The sequence below is a fragment of the Streptomyces sp. NBC_01478 genome (genome assembly GCF_036227225.1).
Taxonomy (GTDB): domain Bacteria; phylum Actinomycetota; class Actinomycetes; order Streptomycetales; family Streptomycetaceae; genus Streptomyces.
This window is the reverse complement of the sequence record NZ_CP109444.1, coordinates 1056782-1074853: the sequence shown is the minus strand read 5'-3', so window position 1 is coordinate 1074853 and position 18072 is coordinate 1056782. Positions and strand designations below refer to the sequence as shown.

The window sequence follows — 18072 nt, the reverse complement described above, 5'->3', positions numbered from 1 at the left end:
GGCTACTCCCTCCCCAGGTCGAGCAGTCGGCGGGCGATGATGTTCCGCTGGATCTCGGCCGTACCGCCGTAGATGGTCGCCGCCTTCGCGTACAGGTACTCCGAGCGCCACAGTGAGTCCGTCAACTCCAGTACGCCGGGCAGCAGATCCCGCACGGTCTCGAGGAGTTGTTGCTCGGCGGTGGCCAGCAGCACCTTGTCGACCGAGGTCTCCGCGCCCAGCCGCTCGCCCGCGGCCAGGCGGCGCTGGGTGGCGTGGGAGCGGCAGCGCACGGTGTGCAACGCCAGGTAGGCGGCGCCGAGTTCGGCGTCGTCCGGGATGCTCGTCTCGGCCAGCAGGTGGTCAAGTCGCTTGTAGAGATGGGCGATCCGGTGCCAGAAGCAGGTGGAGCGCTCGTGCGGGAGCAGGTCCATCGCCAGGCGCCAGCCGTCACCGGGGCGGCCGAGCATCCGGTCGGCGGGCACGATCACGTCGTCGAAGAACACCTCGGCGAACTCGTCCACGCCGTGCATCGTGCGCAGCGGCCGGACGGTGATGCCGGGGGTGTCCATGTCGACGAAGAACGCGGTGATGCCGTCGTGGCCCGGCGCGGTGCGGGTCAACAGGACGCAGCGGGCGGCGAATTGAGCCAGGCTCGTCCAGACCTTCTGGCCGCTGATCTCCCAGTGGTCACCGCGGGGGACGGCCCGAGTGGTGAGGGAGGCGAGGTCGCTCCCGGAGCCGGGCTCGGAGAAGCCCTGGCACCACTGCTCACGGCCGCTGAGCAGTCGCGGGACCATCTCGGCGGCGAGCGCGGGTGGGGCGTAGGAGATCATCGTCGGGGCGAGGACCTCGATCATCGAGTAGATGCCCGGTTCGGCCAGTTCGCGGGTGGCGACCTCCTCGCCGAGTACCGCCCTCAGCACCGCGGGCCCGCCGAGCCCCCTCACCTCGGCGGGCCAGCCGTACCGCATCCAGTTCGCGTCGTACAAGGCCCGGCGGACCCGGGCCAGTTGGGCGACCTGGGCGTCCAGGGAGTGGTCGGGGCCGGGGGACAGGTCGTGCTCGTCCAGCCAGGCGCGCAGGTCCGAGCGGAAGTCGGTGACGTTCAAGTACCCGGGCGCGGAGGTGGCGTTCATGTTCCCGGGCGCTGATAGGCGTGCGGGCGGCCCGAGTCGTGCGCTCCGCTGCGGCGGATGAACGTCATCGCGCGGGTGCGCAGCCGCCAACCCCCGTCCGTGCGGACATAGGTGTCGTTGTAGTAGCCGATCCGCAGGTCGTGCGTGGCGTGGTCGACGAAGCAGAGCGGCTGGGTGCCGGTCGCCGTGTCGCCGGACAGGTCGACCGCCGGCGTGCCCGTGAGGAACAGCCCCTTGGGGGCGGCGGCCACGAGCGCCGGGAACTCGTCGAGGCCGTAGGAGTCCCCGAAGGCGCTGTACGTGCCGTCGGGCGTGAAGACCCCCAGCACCCCGTCCAGGTCACCGCGCGTGATGCACACCGCGTAGCGGGCGAGGAGCTGCTGGATCTCCATCAGGTCATCGGTCGGACCAGGGGGAGGAGCCGGAACAGGCAAGGAGGACAAGGACTTTCCACCCTTCACCATGAGCGAGAATGGCATTCTCTCAGATGAGTGGCAGATTTCCACGGTGGGCGAGGCGACGTCAACAGTCTCTGTCTGAATGGTTGATTCTCCGTAGATGAGAAGCTAGTTTCCAGCGATGGAGAGGGGAGATCCGACGCGATGGACCAGTTCCTCACCTTCGGGATCGTCGGCCTGAGCACGGCCGCGATCTATGCCGTCATCGGCAGTGGGCTCGTGCTCACCTACACCACCACCGGCGTGTTCAACTTCGCGCACGGCGCGGCCGGCATGCTGTCCGCGTTCATGTACTGGCAGTTGACCGTCGGCTGGGGCTGGCCCGTTCCGGTCGCCCTGGTCGTGGTGCTGCTCGTGCTCGCCCCGGGCTTCGGGCTGCTCGTCGAGCGGTTCGTACTGCGCCCCGTCCAGGCCCTCGGTGAAGCCGAACGCCTGGTCACGACGGTGGCGCTGCTCAGCGGACTCATCGCGGTGGCGCGCTGGATCTGGGACCCCAATGTGGCGCGCCCCCTGCCGATGTTCTTCGCCGGCCGCAAGCCCTTCCACCTCGGCCCGGCCGTCATCACCTGGCACCAGGCGATCACCATGGCGGTGGCCGTCGCCGTCGCGATCGGCCTGCGCGTCCTGCTCTACCGCACCCGCGCCGGAGCCGAGATGCGCGCGGCCGTCGACGACCGGGCACTCGTCGGCCTCACCGGCGCCGACCCGGTCCGGGCGGGCCGGGTCTCCTGGATCCTCGGCACCCAACTGGCCGCGATCGGCGGCATCCTGATCGCCCCGACCGTCACCCTCGACGCCGCCCAGCTCTCCCTGCTGATCGTCAGCGCCTACACCGCCGCCGTCTTCGGCAGGCTGCGCAGCCTGCCGCTCACCTTCCTCGGCGCCGTCGTCGTCGGCTGCATGGAGAGCTATCTGGCCGGCTACCTGCCGCAGAACGACTACCTCCCCGGACTACGGCTCGCCGCCCCCGCCCTGCTGCTCTTCCTCGCCCTGCTGGTCTTCCCGCACCGACGCCTGCGCGGCCGTGAACGACGGCTGGCCCGTGTGCCGGTACCGAGCGCGCGCGGCACCCTCGTGTTCGCGGCCGTCGTCGTCGTCTTCGGTGCGGTACTGGCCTCTCTGCTCGGAGAAGCCGACCTGATCACCTACGGAGCGATCTTCTCGCTGGGCGTGGTGGCGCTCTCATACGTCCCGCTCGCCGGGTACGCCGGACAGGTCTCCCTGTGCCAACTCAGCATGGCCGGCATCGGAGCCGCCGTCTGGGGACACCTCGGCGCCCACGGGGAACTGTGGGCACTCGGCGCCGCGATCCTGGTCTCGGCGGCGGCCGGAGCATTGGTCGCCCTGCCCGCGCTGCGCATCTCCGGCGTGTATCTCGCCCTGGGCACAGCCGCGTTCGCCGTGATCCTCGACCGCTGGATCTTCACCATCCCGGCCTTCCACGTCCTCGGGGTGCGCATCGCCCTGTTCGACCAGGGTTCGGTCGACGTCTCCGGACCCCACCTCTTCGGCCTACGGCTCGACAGCGGACCGGAGTTGATGGTGTTCGCCGCCGTCTGTCTCGCGCTCGCGTCGATCGGCGTGGCCGCCCTGCGCCGCAGCCGCTTCGGCCGGAGGCTGATCGCCCTGCGCGACAGCGAGGCCGCGTACGCCACTCTCGGCGGCAACCTCCTGGTCGCCAAGGTCGCCGTGTTCGCCCTCGCCTCGGGCATCGCCGGACTCGGCGGAGCGCTGTACGGAATGCAGCAACGCACTGTCACCGCCGACCAGTTCAGCCTCATCGCGGGACTGCCGATCTTCCTCGTCGCCGTGGTCGGCGGACTCGGCGCGGTCGGCAACGGACTCTTCGCGGGCACCGCCTTCGTCGGCCCGACGAACGCCCTGATCGCCGTCGCCCCCGGCACCGCGAACCTGGTCGCCCTGCTCCCCGGCCTCGCCGGCGTCGGACTCGGCCACAACCCCGACGGCATCGTCTCCCGCTTCCGCGGCCAGTGGGAGCCCCTCGCCCGCGACCGCATCGCCCTGCCCGCCCTTCTCTGCGTCCTCGCCCTGGCGTGGGCGCTGCGCTTCGGCGACGTGATCAACGACTGGACGTACTACGGCGGTTCACTCCTTCTCGCCTTCGCGCTGCGCACCTGGGCGGACGCCCGCCAGGCCGCTCCGGCCGAGCCGGAGATCCCCGTCGAGTGGTGGGGCCTACGGCGTGAATGGCGCCCCGAGGACGAGGAGGTGCTGGCCCGTGGCATCGCTGCAGGTTAGTGGAGTGACCGTCTCCTTCGGCGGAAACCGCGCTCTCGACGGGGTTGCCCTGACCGCCGAGGCGGGCCGGGTCACCGGGCTCATCGGACCCAACGGGGCAGGAAAAAGTACCCTGTTCGACGTCGCCTCCGGACTGCGCAGACCCTCCTCCGGGCAGGTCCGGCTGGACGGCCGGGACGTCACCCGGGCCCGGCCCTCCGCACGCGCCCGGCACGGACTCGCCCGCACCTTCCAGCGCCTGGAGCTGTTCGGCCGGCTCAGCGTGCGCGACAACCTGCTCGTCGCCGCCGAACTCGGACCCGAGCGCCGCCGGGCCGACCAGGTCGTCACCGAGATCCTGCACCGTCTCGGCCTCACCGGCCTCGCCGACACCTCACCCGACGCCCTCCCCACCGGAGTCGGCCGCCTCGTCGAGGTCGGCAGGGCCCTCGCGATCCGCCCGAAGGTGCTTCTCCTCGACGAACCCGCCGCCGGACAGGACGCGGAGGAGACCGAGCGCTTCGCGGAACTCCTGCGTGCCCTCACCGGAGACGGCACCGCCGTCGTCCTCGTCGAGCACGACATGAGCCTCGTGATGGCCGTGTGCGACGAGGTGTACGTCCTCGACCTCGGCAAGATCATCGCCGTCGGCCCGCCCGAGGTGATCCGCAGCGATGAAACGGTTCTCGCCGCCTACCTGGGGGACGCGTGAGCGCACTTCTCGAACTGCGCGGCATCCGCGCCGCCCATGAACGCATCACCGTCCTGCACGGCGTCGACCTCGACGTCGCCGCCGGACAGGTCGTCGCGCTGCTCGGCCCCAACGGCGCCGGAAAGACCACCACCCTGCGCGTCGCCGCCGGAGTCCACCCCGTCGAGTCCGGCCAACTCCTGCTCGGCGGACGGGACATGACCGGCGCCGACCCCCGCGACCTGGCCCGCGCCGGAGTCTGCCTCATCCCCGAAGGACGAGGCGTGTTCCCGAACCTGTCCGTCCGCGACAACCTCCTCATGATGACCTTCACCGGCCGCGGCCGCGAGGAGATCGAGGAGATCGCGTTCACCCGCTTCCCCGTCCTGGCCCGGCGCGCCGGACAGGCCGCGGGCACCCTCTCCGGCGGCGAACAGCAGATGCTCGCCCTCGCCCGCGGCCTCGCCACCGACCCCGCCGTCCTGCTGCTCGACGAACTCAGCATGGGGCTCGCCCCGTTGGTCGTCGGCCGGCTCTACGAACAGGTCGGCGAGATCGCCCGCCAGGGCGTCGCTGTCCTGGTGGTCGAGCAGTTCGCCGCCGCCGTCCTCGACATCTGCGACCATGCCGCCGTTCTTGTCCGCGGCCGGGTCGAACGGCAGGGCCACCCCGACGGCGGCCTGCGCGCCGAACTGTCCGCTCTCTATCTGGGGAGTTCCACATGACGTCCACCGAGACGCGAGCGGACCGCTTCGTCCGCGAACTCACCGTCCTGAAAATCCCGGACCCGGCCGCCGGAAGGGCCGTTCTCTGGCTGCGCGCGGGCGCCGCTCTGATGACGATCGGCGTCGTCCTCGGCGTGTGCGCCTACTTCATCTCGCACAACACCAGCGACCCGCTGGTGCAGAACGACGCTCTCACCCTCGGCCTCGCCGCGGTCGCCGGGAGCGTCGTCGGCTCCGCGCTCTTCCTGCGGTACTCGCTCACCGGCTTTCTGCGGTACTGGATGGCGCGTCAGTCCTACGACGTGGAACTCCTCGCCGACCGCCTGCTCGAAAGGGAACTCCGCCATGACCCCACCGGCACCGACGCCGCGCCCCGGTGACCAACTCGCCAGCACCGTCTGCGGCACCCGCGTGGTCGTCATCCGCGCATCCGCCGCCGCGCAGTCCCAACTCGCCTGCGGCGGCAGCCCGTTGGTCCCGGCGGTCGACGCACCCCCGGCGAAGCCCGGACCGGCCGGCACCGCCACCCTCATCGGCAAGCGGTACGTCGACGCCACCGGGACGCTCGAACTGCTCTGCACCGCCTCCGGCGCGGGCGAACTGACCTGTGACGGCGCCCCCATGACCCTGAAGACGGCCAAGCCGCTGCCCGCCTCCGACTGACCGACCCACCCCCGTAAGGAGCCGTCATGGACCGCGACGACCTCATCCTCATCAGCGTCGACGACCACATCATCGAACCCCCCGACATGTTCGTGAACCACCTCCCCGAGCGCTACAAGAAGGAAGCGCCCCAACTGGTTCACCGGGACGACGGAACCGACGTATGGCAGTTCGGCGGCGCGACCATCACCAACTCCGCGCTCAACGCGGTGGCCGGCCGGCCCAAGGAGGAGTACGGCGTCGAACCCCAGGGCCTCGACGAGATCCGCCCCGGCTGTTACGACGTGCACGAGCGCATCAAGGACATGAACGCGGGCGGCATCCTCGCCCAGATGAACTTCCCGTCCTTCCCCGGCTTCTCGGCCCGGCTCTTCGCCACCGAGGACACGGACTTCTCCCTCGCGCTCGTCCGGGCCTACAACGACTGGCACATCGACGAGTGGTGCGCCGCCTACCCGGGCCGTTTCATCCCGATGGCGCTGCCCGCCATCTGGGACGCGGAGTTGTGCGCGGCGGAGGTGCGCCGGGTCGCCGAGAAGGGCGTTCACTCGCTCACCTTCACCGAGAACCCCGCCGTCCTCGGCTACCCGAGCTTCCACGACCCGTACTGGAACCCGCTGTGGCACGCGCTGTCCGACACGGACACCGTCATGTCGGTGCACATCGGCTCCTCCGGCAGGCTCGCCGTGCCGGCCGCCGACTCGCCGCCCGACGTGATGATCACGCTCCAGCCGATGAACATCGTCTCCGCCGCCGCAGACCTGCTCTGGTCGCCCCCGATCAAGCAGTTCCCGAATCTGAAGATCGCCCTCTCGGAAGGCGGAACGGGCTGGATCCCGTACTTCCTGGAGCGCCTCGACCGCACCTTCGAGATGCACTCCACCTGGACCCTCCAGGACTTCGGCGGCAAGCTGCCCTCCGAGGTCTTCCGCGAGCACTTCCTGACCTGCTTCATCACCGACAAACTGGGTGTACGACTGCGCCACGACATCGGCATCGACAACATCTGCTGGGAAGGCGACTACCCGCACAGCGACTCGCTGTGGCCGGACGCCCCCGAGCAACTGCACGACGTGCTGTCGAACTGTGACGTCCCCGACGAGGACACCCGGAAGATCACCTTCGAGAACGCGATGCGCTGGTACTCCTTCGACCCCTTCGCGCACATCCCGCGCGAACAGGCCACCGTGGGCGCACTGCGCAAGGCGGCCGAGGGCCACGACGTCTCCACCCGCTCCCGCAGTCACCAACTCATCGAGCCCGCAGAGAAGTTGGAGGCGTTCCGCTCCAAGGCCCGGGCGGCCGTGGCGGCGGCGGCCCGATGAGCGACCTGGTCCTGACGGAGCGGGTCGGTGCCGTCCTCGTGGCGACCCTGAACCGCCCGGAGGCCCGAAACGCCCTCAATCCGGAGCTGATTGAGGAACTGTCAACTGTGCTGCGGGAGGCGGACGCCGACCCGGCGGTCCGGGCGATCGTGCTCACGGGCGCCGGAACGGTCTTCTGCTCCGGCATGGATCTGAAGGCGTTCGCGAAGGGCGGCGGCAAGTTCGACGGCCTGGTGTGGTTCTTCCGCGAGGGCATCGCCACCCCGGTGATCGCCGCCCTCAACGGCTCGGCACTCGCCGGCGGCTTCGAACTCGCCCTGGCCTGCGACCTGGTCGTAGCGGCCGAGGACGCCAAGCTGGGGATCGCGGAGGTGAAGCGGGGACTGTTCGCGGCCGGAGGCGGTACGACCCTCGCCGACCGGGTACCGCTGGCCGTCGCCCTGGAGATGGGCCTGACCGGCGACCTCGTCAGCGCGACGGAGGCCAAGCAGTTCGGCCTGGTGAACCGAGCCGTACCGGCCGAGAAGGTGCTGGAGGAGGCGCTGACCCTGGCCGGACGCATCGCCGAGAACGGCCCTCTCGGCGTCGCGATGACCAAAAAGCTGATGCGAGAACGCCGTTGGGCCGAACCGGGAGAGGTCGAGTCGGTGTTCAGGAGCGCCGACGCGGCGGAGGGCGCACGGGCCTTCGCCGAACGCCGCAGCCCGGTGTGGACCGGGAAATGACCGAACTCCGGTGTCCCGACGGCCACCCCTGTGGCTGGCGGAGACACCGGAGTGAAGCTCAGGAGCGGACCGCCTCCTCAGGGTCGGCGGTCGTGTCCTCCACGTCGCCGATCTCGTCGACGAGCCCCCAGCGCAGTGCCTCCCCGGCGGTCAACTCCAGCTCGGACAGGGCGAGATACGCCGTCCGCTCCCGGCCGACCCGGACCGGGATGCTCGCCGTACCGCCCGCGCCCGGAATCAGCCCCATCCCGATCTCCGGCAACCGGATCGCCGTGTCCGGCGCGGCGACCACCCGTCCCGCGAAGGCCGCGAGCTCGATCCCCGCGCCGACACACGCACCGTGCAGATACGCGGTCACCCGGGGAGCGCAACGGTGCAGCAGCGCGCCCGGACTGCGATGAACCCGCACCAGGTGGGCCTGCGCCGGATCGCGCGACGTACCGAACTCGGCGAGGTCACCGCCGCTGCAGAAGGCGGGACCGTTGCCGTACAGGCCGACACGGCTGATCGACGGGTCGGCCACGGCCACCTGAAGCGCCTCGCACAGGGCGTCCCGCGTCGCCGCGTCGAACGCGTTGCGCACCCAGGGCCGGTCCAGCGTGACGGACAGCCGGGGACCGTCACGGTCGAGCCGTACGGGAGTCTCGGCGGGGCGGGGTGTACGCCGGGGCGCGGCGGCCAGCCAGGACCGGAAGGCGGTTCCGCCCTGAAGCGTGGAGTACGCGAGGGATTCGAGAATCAGCCTGTCGGGGATCGAGAGGCTGCCGCCCATCCGCAGCACCTGCACCAGCGCGACGGCAGCGGCGGGCCGGCTCTCGACGATCCCACTCAACTGCCGGGCCGTGGCCTGCGGATCCGCACACCCCACCCAGGGTCGGGGCGGATCGGGAACACCGGTGAGCAGGATGTCGCATCCCTCGACCGCGTCCCCGGGTTCCGCTGCCACACCGACCACAACGCGGTCCCGGTCATGGGCTTCCGTCTCCTGCACGGTGGCACGGTCGAGGTCGACGATCACGAAGGGCGACTCCACAGCGATCTCCGATCTCCCTCCAGGTGTCGACCGGAGTGTAATTTGAGATCGCCTTGGGAGAGAAGGGGGTTCGGCTCATGGAGAATCACGCTCTCCGTGCCTGGATGGACTCTGTCGAGCCGTTCCTGTCCCCTCTTGCCGACATCGCCCGCTCGTTCACGGACCTGACGGGTGTGCCGGTCGACCTGCCGACCGTCCTGTTCCTACGGGCCCAACTCGCAGGCATGGAACGCCCGGGAAGGACATCCGCCAACGGCTCCTGTCACCTCCTGCGAGCCGCCGACGGCTGGGCCGCCGTGAACCTGGCCCGCCCCGACGACCTGGCCGCCGTACCCGCACTGCTGGCCCTTCTCGGCTCGCCGGACGAGGCCGGAGGCCTGCGCATGGCGCTGCCACGGGTCGCAGCGGCCGAAGCCGTCGAGTCCGCGCAGTTGCTCGGCATCGCGGCCGCGTCAGCGGGATCGGCTCAGGGAGTACGGCCTGCGGTCCGCGCCGAGCGATGGGGTGAACGGCGTGCCCCCCGCGCGATGGCGGGCCTACGGATCGTCGACTTCTCCGCGCTCTGGGCGGGACCCCTGTGCGCGCGGCTGCTCGGGCTGGCGGGCGCGCGGGTGTTGAAGGTGGAGAGTGCGACACGACCCGATGGGGCGCGCTTCGGGACGCCCGCCTTCTACCGCTGGCTGCACGACGAGCACGAGAGCCGGGTCGTGGATTTCGCCCCCGGCGCGCTGGACGAGATCGTCGCCGAGGCCGACGTCGTCATCGAGGCGTCACGGCCACGCGCACTGCGTCGGCTCGGTCTCCGCGCCGAGGAGTTCTTCGCCGCCCGCCCCGGCCGGGTATGGGTCGGCATCACCGGATACGGACGCGAGAGCGACCGTATCGCTTTCGGAGACGACGCTGCCGTGGCCGGCGGTCTGACCGGAGTCGACCCGAACGGTGACCCGGTCTTCCTCGGAGACGCGCTCGCCGATCCCGTCACCGGCGTGTTCGCCGCCCACGCCGCGGCCCGTTCCCTCGCCGCCGGAGGCGGAGAACTGCTCTGCGTCTCCATGGCGGCCTGCGCCGCGACGCTCGCGGACTCACGAACGCCGGTCCATCCGCCGTGCTGATCAGGAACGTCGAGGTCGAGGGCCACGCGGCGGCGGTGGACGTACGGATCGACGGCGGGCGGATCGCCGAGATCGGGCCGGGGCTGACGGGGCCGGGTGACGTGGACGGTCGGGGCGGTGCGTTGCTGCCGGGCCTGCACGATCATCACGTACATCTCGCGGCGCTGGCCGCCGATGCCGTCTCCGTGCGGGTCGGGCCGACGGAGGTCCGCGACCGTACGGCGCTTGCGGCGGCCCTGGCGAGTGGGCCGCCGGGTGAATGGGTGCGGGCCGTCGGCTATCACGAGAGCGTCGCGGGGGAGTTGGACCGGTGGGCACTGGACGCCCTCGCGCCGGATCGGCCGGTGCGTGTGCAGCACCGCACCGGTGCGCTGTGGGTGTGGAACAGTGCCGCGCTGTGGGCGGTCGGGCTCGACGGCGACGGGCGGTTCTGGCGCGAGGACGAGCGGCTGCGCGGGTTCGTGCCGCCCGTGCGGCTGGATCTGGAGGGGGTGGGGCGACGGGCGGCGGCGCTCGGCGTCACGGGGTTCACCAACGCCGACCCACACCCTGCGAGCGGGCTCACCCAGATGCTGTCGGTCCTGCCGCAACGGCTCCTGGTGATGGGCGTCGACGCGCCCGTGAAGCTGATGCTCGACGATCCGACCCTTCCCACACCCGCCCAACTCGCCCGCACCATGAGGGAGATCAGGCCCCGGCCGGTCGCCGTGCACTGTGTGACCCGGGTGCAGTTGCTGGTGACGCTGCTCGCCCTGGACGAGGCGCGACCGGCCGACGGCGACCGGATCGAGCACGGGTCGGTGATCCCGGCCGAGACGATCCCATGGATACGACGGCTCGGGGTGACGGTCGTGACCCAGCCCCACTTCCCGGTCGAGCGGGGCGACGCGTACGCCACGGACGTGGACGCCGACGACCGCCCGCACCTCTACCGCTGCCGGAGCCTGGCCGAGGCGGGCGTTCCGCTCGCCGCCGGCACCGACGCGCCGTACGGCACCCCGGACCCCTGGGCGGTCATGCGGGCGGCCACCGAGCGGGAAGAGGGCGAACGACTCGAACCCGCCGCGGCGCTACGGCTGTTCACCGGGGAACCCCAACACCCTGCCCGGACACGGCGGTTGAGTGTCGGCGCGGTCGCCGACCTGTGCCTGCTCCACGTACCGCTGCGCGAGGCCCTCCGCGTCCTGTCCGGGCAACTGGTCCGCGCCGCCTACGTGTCGGGTCGCCGGATCACACCGCACTGACCTACACGCTGTACCCGCCGTCGACTCCCAACGCCTGCCCGGTGATGAACCCGGCCCGGTCCGACGCGAGGAACGCGACCGCCTCCGCGATATCGGTCGCATCGCCGAAGCGGCGCATCGGAATGTTGCGCCGGGTGACGGCGAGCGCGGCCTCGTCCAGCTCGCCGGAGCTGATCAGACGGCCGGCGATACCGTCGTTGAGCATGCCGGGCGCCACGCAGTTCACGCGGACGCCGTACCGGCCCTCCTCGGCGGCCAGCGCCCGGGCGACCGCCTCGACCGCGCCCTTCGCACCCGACGACAGCCCGTCCCGTACCGGGAAACGGCGGGTGGCGACGGTCGTCACGGCGACGATGTTGCCCCGGCTCTCGCGCAGCAACGGCAGCGCGGGATGCACCAGATTGAAGAACGCCACGGCGTCGCCCTCGAGTTGGGCACGGTACTCGCTCGGTGACACCTTGCTCAGATGCCGCATCGGTACGTGCGGACCCGCCGCGTACACGAGGGTGTGGATGCCGAGGCCCGTCTCGGACAAGGCCTCGGCCGTGGCGGCCTCGTCGGTCAAGTCCAGCCGTATCGAGCGGACTTGGCGGCCCAGCTTGGTGACCTCGGCGGTGATCGCGTCCGCCGCCTCCTGGTTGGCCCGGTAGGTGAACACGACGTCACTGCCGCGCTCGGCGAGGAGCCGGACGACCGCCGCCCCGATCCCGCCCGAGCCGCCCGCCACGAACGCGACACCTGGTCTGCTGGAGAAGTCCGGCACCGTAACCGCCTCACAATCCGAGGGACTTGGCGATGATGACCTTCATGACCTCGCTGGTCCCGGCGTAGATGCGGGTGATGCGCGCGTCCGCGTAGAGCCGGGCGATGGGGTATTCCAGCATGTAGCCGTAGCCGCCGAACAGTTGCAGGCAGCGGTCGACCGCGCGGGCCTGCATCTCGGTGCAGAACAACTTCACCTTGGCGGCGTCGGGTCCGCTCAGTTCACCGGCGACGAGTTCGAGCACCGCACGGTCCAGCATCGCCTGCGCGGCCTCGATCTCGGCGGCCACGGCGGCGAGTTCGAACTTCGTGTTCTGGAAGGACGCGACCGTCTTGCCGAACGCCTTGCGCTCCTTCACGTACCCGATCGTCGTGTCCAGGGCCGCCCGTGCCTGCGCGACCGAACCGACCGCCACCGTCATCCGCTCCTGCGGCAGATTGCGGCCGAGGTAGCCGAACGCGGCGCCCTCCTCGCCGAGCCGGTTGACGACCGGGACCCGTACGTCGTCGAACGCCAACTCCACTGTGTCCTGCACCTTGATGCCCAGTTTGTGCAGCACACGGCCGCGCGTGAAACCGGGCATGCCGTCCTCGACGACCAACAGGGTGAGCCCGGCGCGGCGGTTGTCCGGGTCGGTCGACGTCCGCGCCACGACGATCACCAGGTCGGCGAGAAGCCCGCCGGTGATGAAGGTCTTCGCGCCGTTCAGGACGTACGAGTCCCCGTCACGCACGGCCGTCGTCCGGATCCCGGCGAGATCGGAACCCGTGCCCGGCTCGGTCATCGCGACGGCCGTCAGCAGCTTCCCGGAGGCGAGGCCGGGGAACCAGCGCTCACGCTGATCCCGGTCGGCGTAGGTGAGGAAGTAGGGGAGAACGACGTCGAGTTGGGTGCGCACGGTCCCCAACGTCACCAGGGCACGGGCCGCTTCCTCCTGGAGGACGACGTTGTAGCGGTAGTCGTCGAGGCCCGCTCCGCCGAACTCCTCGGGCACGGCCATGCCCAACAGGCCCAGCGAGCCCAGTTGTTCGAAGAGCGTGCGGGGGAGCCGGCCGGTCTCCTCCCACTCGGCGTAGTGGGGGACCACCTCCTTGCCGATGAAGTCCCGCGCGAGCCGGCGGAACGCCTCGTGGTCGTCGGTGAAGACGTCTCGGCGCACAACATCCCCTGTCAGGAAGCGAGTTCGACGACGGTGGCGTTGGCGGTGCCGCCGCCCTCGCACATGGTCTGCAAGCCGTAGCGGATCCCGTGGTCCCGCATGTGATGGATCATGCGGGTCATCAGGACGGCGCCCGACGCACCGAGCGGATGCCCGAGCGCGATGGCGCCGCCGAGCGGGTTGAGCAGGGCCGGGTCAGCGCCGGTCTCGGCCAGCCAGGCGAGCGGGATCGGCGCGAAGGCCTCGTTGACCTCGAAGACCCCCACCTCCGACAGACCGATGCCGGCCTTGCGCAGCACCTTCTCCGTCGCCGGGATCGGCCCGGTGAGCATGAGGACCGGATCGGACCCGGTGACCACGCCCGCGCGATAGCGCACGATCGGCGTCAGGCCGAGTTCGCGGGCCTTCTCCGGGGTCGTCACCAGCAGGGCCGCCGCTCCGTCGGATATCTGGGAGGAGTTGCCCGCGTGGACCACTCCGTCCTCCTGGAACGACGGTTTCAGCTTCGCGAGAGTGGCGCTGCCGGTACCGCGCCGTATGCCCTCGTCCGCAGCCATCGCGCCGGTGTCGGTGGTCACCGCCACGATCTGTGCGTCGAACGCCCCGCCGTCCTGCGCGGCCGCCGCCCGCTCGTGCGACAGCGCGGCGAACTCGTCGAGCACACCCCGGCCCAGCCCCCACTTGTGCGCGATCTTCTCGGCGGAGACACCCTGGTTGAAGGAGAACCCCTCGTAACGGGCGAGGACTTGGGGGCCGTACGGCGTTCCGCCGGCCCGCGAGGCACCGAGCGGGATCCGGCTCATCACCTCCACCCCGCCCGCCACCACGACGTCCTGCTGGCCGGACATGACCGCATGGGCGGCGAAGTCCAGCGCCTGCTGGCTCGAACCGCAGGCCCGGTTCACCGTGGTCCCCGGGATGGTCTCGGGCCAGCCCGCGGACAGCACCGCGTAGCGGCCGATGTTGCTCGACTGGTCGCCCACCTGGCCGACACAGCCCCAGACCACGTCGTCGACGACCTCGGGATCCAGCCCCGTGCGGTCGACCAGGGCGTTCAGGACGACGGCGGAGAGGTCGGCCGCGTGAACACCGGCCAGAGCGCCGTTCCGTTTGCCGACGGCGGTGCGGACCGCCGCCACCACCACTGCCTCACGCATCACGTGTCCTGTCCTCCGTTGCAATCGGCGCCGCAGTTCGCGGAACCGCCCAGCGGCCGGTGTAGTGCGGCGCACGCCGCTCGGTGAACGCCGCGTACGCCTCCGGGACGTCTGTCGTGGCGAAGTTCATGGCCTGCGCCCGTGCTTCAGCGGCAAGGGATTCCCGCAGGGTGCGATCGGCGTTCTCGTTGAGGAGTGCCTTGTTCTGCGCGAGGGCGATGGGCGCTCCCGTCACGAGCCGGGCTGCGAGGTCGTCCACGAAGGCGTCGATCTTGTCGGCGTCCACGACCCACGTCACCAGGTTCAGCGCGTGGGCCTCCTCGGCGTCGATCGTCTCGGCCAGCAGCACGAGCCGTTTCGCCTGCTGCAACCCGACCAGCTTCGGCAACAGCCACGAGCCGCCGCAGTCCAGGGACAGGGCGCGGCGCGCGAAGATCTGCGAGAACGTGCTGTCCGGGGTGGCCACGACGAAGTCGCAGCCCAGAGCGAGGTTCCAACCGGCGCCGACCGCCACGCCGTTCACCTTGGCGACGGTGGGGATCGGCAGCTCGTGCAGCAGCAGCGTGACCTCGGTCAGGGTCCGCATCCGGTACAGGGGATGCTCGCCGCTGACGCCCTTGCGGATGTCGGCCCCGGAGCAGAACGCGCCGTCGGCACCGGTGAGGACCAGCGCGCGCACCGTACGGTCGCTGCCCGCCGCGGAGAGCGCCGTTCGCAGGGCGTCCCACAGTTCGGCGTCGATCGCGTTCTTGCGTTCCGGCCGGTTCAGCGTCAGCGTCCGGACACCGTCTGCGTCGCTCGTGAGAAGCACCGGAGGCACTGGCGGCTCACTCATCGGACCGCCCCCCGCGCCCGGAGAACGGCGATCTCCTCGTCCGCCAGGCCGAGTTCGGCCAGTACGGCGTCCGTGTGCTGGCCGAGAGCGGGAATCGCGCCCATCGGCGGGTCGTACCCGGCGATGACCGGGGGCGGCAGCAGCGCCGGGACCGGACCTGACGGCGTGTCGATCTCGCGCCACCGGTCACGGGCCTGGAGATGGGGGTGGGCGATGACGTCGCTGGTCGTGTTGTAGCGGGAGTTGCCGATCCCGGCCGCGTCCGCGCGATCCTGTACGTAGGCGAGGTCGTGCCGTGCGCACCAGGCGCTGATCTCCGGCTCCAGCAGGTCACGGTGTTCCACCCGTCCGGCGTTGCTCCGGAAGCGCGGGTCGTCCGCGAGGTCGGGCCGGCCGATCAACTCCCGTGCCAGGCGCTGCCATTCACGGTCGTTCGTCGTGCCGAGGATCACGGTGTGGCCGTCCGCGGTGCGGTGGGCGCCGTACGGTGCGACGGCGGGCGAACTCAAGCCGAGCGGCTGCTGCTCGATGCCGGAGTGCTGGGTGTAGGTGAGCGGATAGCCCATCAGTTCCGTCATCGTGTCGAAGAGGCTCACCGCGACGGACGAGACGCCCGGCCCGACCCCGCGCCCCTTGCCGCACAGCAGCGCGACGACGGACAGGGCGGCGTACAGGCCGCTGCACACGTCGGCCATCGGCGGTCCCGGTTTGGCCGGTGCTCCGGGGTGGCCGGTCACCGAGCAGGCGCCCGACTCGGCCTGTACGAGGAGGTCGTAGGCGCGCTTGTGGGACAGGGGGCCGCCGGGGCCGTAGCCGTCGATCTCGACGGCGATGAGATCGGGGTGACGGGTCCTCAAGTCGGCGGGGGAGAGGGCGAGTTTGGCGGTGGTGCCCGGTGTGAGGTTGGAGACGAGGACGTCGGCGCGTTCCAGCAGGCGGTGCAGGATGCCCATGCCGCCGGGTGTCTTCAGGTCCAGGGCCACCGATTCCTTCCCGCGGTTGACCCAGACGAAGTGTGCGCCGAGCCCTTTGACGACGTCGTCGTAGTGGCGGGCGAAGTCGCCGCCCTGGGGATTCTCCACCTTGATCACGCGGGCGCCGAAGTCGCCGAGCGTGCGGGTGCACATGGGAGCGGAGATCGCCTGCTCCAACGCCACCACGGTGATTCCGGCCAGCGGCCCGGTCGTTGTCGTCATCTCCGAGGGCGCCATCTCAGAACGCGTCGTCATGGATCGCGGCCGTGAACCGTGCGCGGAGTTCGTCCTTCAGCACCTTCTGGCTCGCGTTGCGCGGGAGTTGGTCGACGAAGCGGACATGCCGGGGGACCTTGAAGTTCGCCATGTGCTCGCGGGACCAGGCGATGACCTCGGCCTCCGTCGGCGTCTGCTCCGGTGGCGCGACCACGAAGGCACAGCCGACCTCGCCGAGCCGTTCGTCGGGAACCCCGATCACGGCGACCTGCTGGACGCTCTCGCAGCCGAGAAGCAGCTTCTCTATCTCGGCCGGATAGGCGTTGAAGCCGCCGACGATGTACAGCTCCTTCTTGCGGTCGACGATGGCGAGGTTGCCGTCGTCGTCGAGCCGCCCGATGTCCCCGGTGTGCAGCCAGCCCTCGGCGTCGATGGTCGCGGCGGTGGCGTCGGGGTCGTCCCAGTAGCCTCGGGTGACGTTGAAGCCGCGGACGAGGATCTCGCCGTCGAGGCCGATCGGGACGTCGAGGCCGTCGGCGGCGACGATCCGGACCTGGACACCGGGAATGGCGCTTCCGGTGGTGTGCGCGACCGTCTCCTCGGAGTCCCCGACACGCGTCGTGGTCACCAGCGCCGTCGACTCGGTCAGACCGTAGGCGCTCATCACGATGTCGAACGACAACTCCGTTTTCATGGCGCGGATCAGCGATTCCGGAATCGTCGTGCCGCCCGTCATGGAGACCCGCAGCGACGACAGGTCGTGCGCGGCGCGGTCCGGGTGGTTGACCAGGTCGTGGAAGATGGTCGGCGGCCCGAGGAGGATGCTCACCCCCTCCCGCGCGATGAGGTCCAGTGCCCGGCCGGCGTCGAAGACGGGCATGGGGATGACGGTCACGCCGTGCATGAGCGAGGCCAGCCATCCCGCCTTGTATCCGAAGCAGTGGAAGAAGGGCGGGATCACCAGGAAGGTGTCGGAGGCCTCGAAGGTGTACTCCTCCGCCATCCACCCGTACGCGCGCAGGGACTGGCCATGGGTGAGCATCACGCCCTTGGGGTGGCCGGTCGTGCCGGACGTGAACATCACGTCGGACACGTCGTCCGGCGTCAACCGGTCGATCGACTCATGGGCCGCAGCGGGCGAAACGCCCTCTCCCGCGCGGAGAAAGTCGTTCCAGGCCAGTTCGGCCGTCCCCTGCGGGCCGAGGACGGACACCGTCTTCTGCAGAGCCGGCAGCCCCGGATCGGCCTTCCGCAGTTCGCCGATGTAGTCGTTGCCGAGGAAGGGCGAGGCGAACACGGCCGCCGCCTCCGACTTCCGCAGGATGTAGGAGATCTCCTGCGCCTTGAACCGCGTGTTGAGCGGAACCAGGACGGCTCCGGCGCCGTGGATGCCCAGCGCGGCGAAGATCCACTCCGCCGAGTTGGGGGCGCACAGCCCGACCCGGTCCCCCGGCTTGACGCCGAGCGCGATGGTGGCGCGGACCGAGTCGACCATCTGCTCCGCCAGCTCCCGGAAGGTCCAGCGGCGGTCCCCGTCGATGAGCGCCGTGGCGTCCCCAAAACGACGGGCCGCCAGCCTGATGACGTTGGGGATGCTCAGGAATTCGTCGTCGTAGCGCATCAGTTGGCTCCAGGG

At 70.6% G+C, this 18072-nt stretch carries 18 protein-coding genes; 9 read left to right on the top strand and 9 right to left on the bottom strand.

Annotated elements, in window-relative coordinates:
* Positions 1–2: 2 nt before the first annotated feature.
* Both OG223_RS04770 and OG223_RS04765 read right to left on the bottom strand, forming a co-directional pair.
* The gene (locus OG223_RS04770) at positions 3–1118 is read right to left on the bottom strand and encodes an acyl-CoA dehydrogenase family protein (protein WP_329242803.1); all 1116 of its coding nucleotides are present in this window, start codon (positions 1116–1118) and stop codon (positions 3–5) included.
* Complete coding sequence (locus OG223_RS04765) at positions 1115–1510, bottom strand: nuclear transport factor 2 family protein (protein WP_329242801.1); 396 nt, start codon at positions 1508–1510, stop codon at positions 1115–1117. Before OG223_RS04765 ends, OG223_RS04770 begins: the two co-directional genes overlap by 4 nt.
* A 210-nt stretch (positions 1511–1720) precedes the next feature.
* On the opposite strand from OG223_RS04765, the gene OG223_RS04760 reads away from it, so the two are divergent.
* From OG223_RS04760 to OG223_RS04730, 7 genes are read left to right on the top strand one after another with little or no spacing between them, the layout of a single operon-like run.
* Complete coding sequence (locus tag OG223_RS04760) at positions 1721–3835, top strand: branched-chain amino acid ABC transporter permease (protein ID WP_329242798.1); 2115 nt, start codon at positions 1721–1723, stop codon at positions 3833–3835.
* Positions 3816–4526: an ABC transporter ATP-binding protein gene (locus tag OG223_RS04755; protein WP_329242795.1), complete on the top strand. Its 711-nt coding sequence runs from the start codon at positions 3816–3818 to the stop codon at positions 4524–4526. The genes OG223_RS04760 and OG223_RS04755 overlap by 20 nt, the downstream gene beginning before the upstream one ends.
* On the top strand, positions 4523–5230 hold the full coding sequence (locus OG223_RS04750; RefSeq protein WP_329242792.1) for an ABC transporter ATP-binding protein: 708 nt from the start codon (positions 4523–4525) through the stop codon (positions 5228–5230). The genes OG223_RS04755 and OG223_RS04750 overlap by 4 nt, the downstream gene beginning before the upstream one ends.
* Positions 5227–5610, top strand: coding sequence for a hypothetical protein (locus OG223_RS04745; protein ID WP_262062248.1), 384 nt, complete (start codon positions 5227–5229; stop codon positions 5608–5610). The genes OG223_RS04750 and OG223_RS04745 overlap by 4 nt, the downstream gene beginning before the upstream one ends.
* Positions 5576–5893, top strand: a complete 318-nt coding sequence (locus OG223_RS04740; protein WP_329242787.1) for a hypothetical protein — start codon at positions 5576–5578, stop codon at positions 5891–5893. The genes OG223_RS04745 and OG223_RS04740 overlap by 35 nt, the downstream gene beginning before the upstream one ends.
* A gap of 26 nt (positions 5894–5919) precedes the next feature.
* The gene (locus OG223_RS04735) at positions 5920–7218 is read left to right on the top strand and encodes an amidohydrolase family protein (protein ID WP_329242784.1); all 1299 of its coding nucleotides are present in this window, start codon (positions 5920–5922) and stop codon (positions 7216–7218) included.
* Positions 7215–7943, top strand: a complete 729-nt coding sequence (locus OG223_RS04730) for an enoyl-CoA hydratase-related protein (RefSeq protein WP_329242781.1) — start codon at positions 7215–7217, stop codon at positions 7941–7943. Before OG223_RS04735 ends, OG223_RS04730 begins: the two co-directional genes overlap by 4 nt.
* A gap of 58 nt (positions 7944–8001) precedes the next feature.
* Here the strand turns inward: OG223_RS04730 and OG223_RS04725 are convergent, their stop codons facing one another.
* A complete protein-coding gene (locus OG223_RS04725) occupies positions 8002–8976 on the bottom strand; it encodes an enoyl-CoA hydratase/isomerase family protein (protein ID WP_329242778.1) in 975 nt (324 codons plus the stop codon).
* Positions 8977–9080: 104 nt separating this feature from the next.
* On the opposite strand from OG223_RS04725, the gene OG223_RS04720 reads away from it, so the two are divergent.
* Both OG223_RS04720 and OG223_RS04715 read left to right on the top strand, forming a co-directional pair.
* Entirely contained in the window at positions 9081–10088 is a 1008-nt protein-coding gene (locus OG223_RS04720) for a CoA transferase (RefSeq protein ID WP_329242775.1), read from the top strand.
* A complete protein-coding gene (locus tag OG223_RS04715) occupies positions 10082–11332 on the top strand; it encodes an amidohydrolase family protein (RefSeq protein ID WP_329242772.1) in 1251 nt (416 codons plus the stop codon). Before OG223_RS04720 ends, OG223_RS04715 begins: the two co-directional genes overlap by 7 nt.
* A 1-nt stretch (position 11333) precedes the next feature.
* On the opposite strand, the gene OG223_RS04710 is transcribed toward OG223_RS04715, so the two are convergent.
* The 6 genes from OG223_RS04710 to OG223_RS04685 are packed head-to-tail and all read right to left on the bottom strand — an operon-like array spanning position 11334 to position 18057.
* Positions 11334–12059, bottom strand: a complete 726-nt coding sequence (locus OG223_RS04710) for an SDR family NAD(P)-dependent oxidoreductase (protein ID WP_329265137.1) — start codon at positions 12057–12059, stop codon at positions 11334–11336.
* Positions 12060–12105: 46 nt separating this feature from the next.
* A complete protein-coding gene (locus tag OG223_RS04705; RefSeq protein WP_329242770.1) occupies positions 12106–13254 on the bottom strand; it encodes an acyl-CoA dehydrogenase family protein in 1149 nt (382 codons plus the stop codon).
* An 11-nt stretch (positions 13255–13265) separates the two neighbouring features.
* A complete protein-coding gene (locus OG223_RS04700) occupies positions 13266–14411 on the bottom strand; it encodes a thiolase family protein (RefSeq protein WP_329242767.1) in 1146 nt (381 codons plus the stop codon).
* On the bottom strand, positions 14404–15222 hold the full coding sequence (locus OG223_RS04695) for an enoyl-CoA hydratase/isomerase family protein (protein ID WP_329242765.1): 819 nt from the start codon (positions 15220–15222) through the stop codon (positions 14404–14406). The genes OG223_RS04700 and OG223_RS04695 overlap by 8 nt, the downstream gene beginning before the upstream one ends.
* A 20-nt stretch (positions 15223–15242) precedes the next feature.
* Positions 15243–16442, bottom strand: a complete 1200-nt coding sequence (locus OG223_RS04690; protein WP_329242763.1) for a CaiB/BaiF CoA transferase family protein — start codon at positions 16440–16442, stop codon at positions 15243–15245.
* Between the two features lie 16 nt (positions 16443–16458).
* Positions 16459–18057 carry a FadD3 family acyl-CoA ligase gene (locus tag OG223_RS04685; protein ID WP_329242760.1) on the bottom strand — a complete coding sequence of 533 codons (1599 nt, stop codon included), beginning with the start codon at positions 18055–18057 and terminating at the stop codon, positions 16459–16461.
* Positions 18058–18072: the final 15 nt, after the last annotated feature.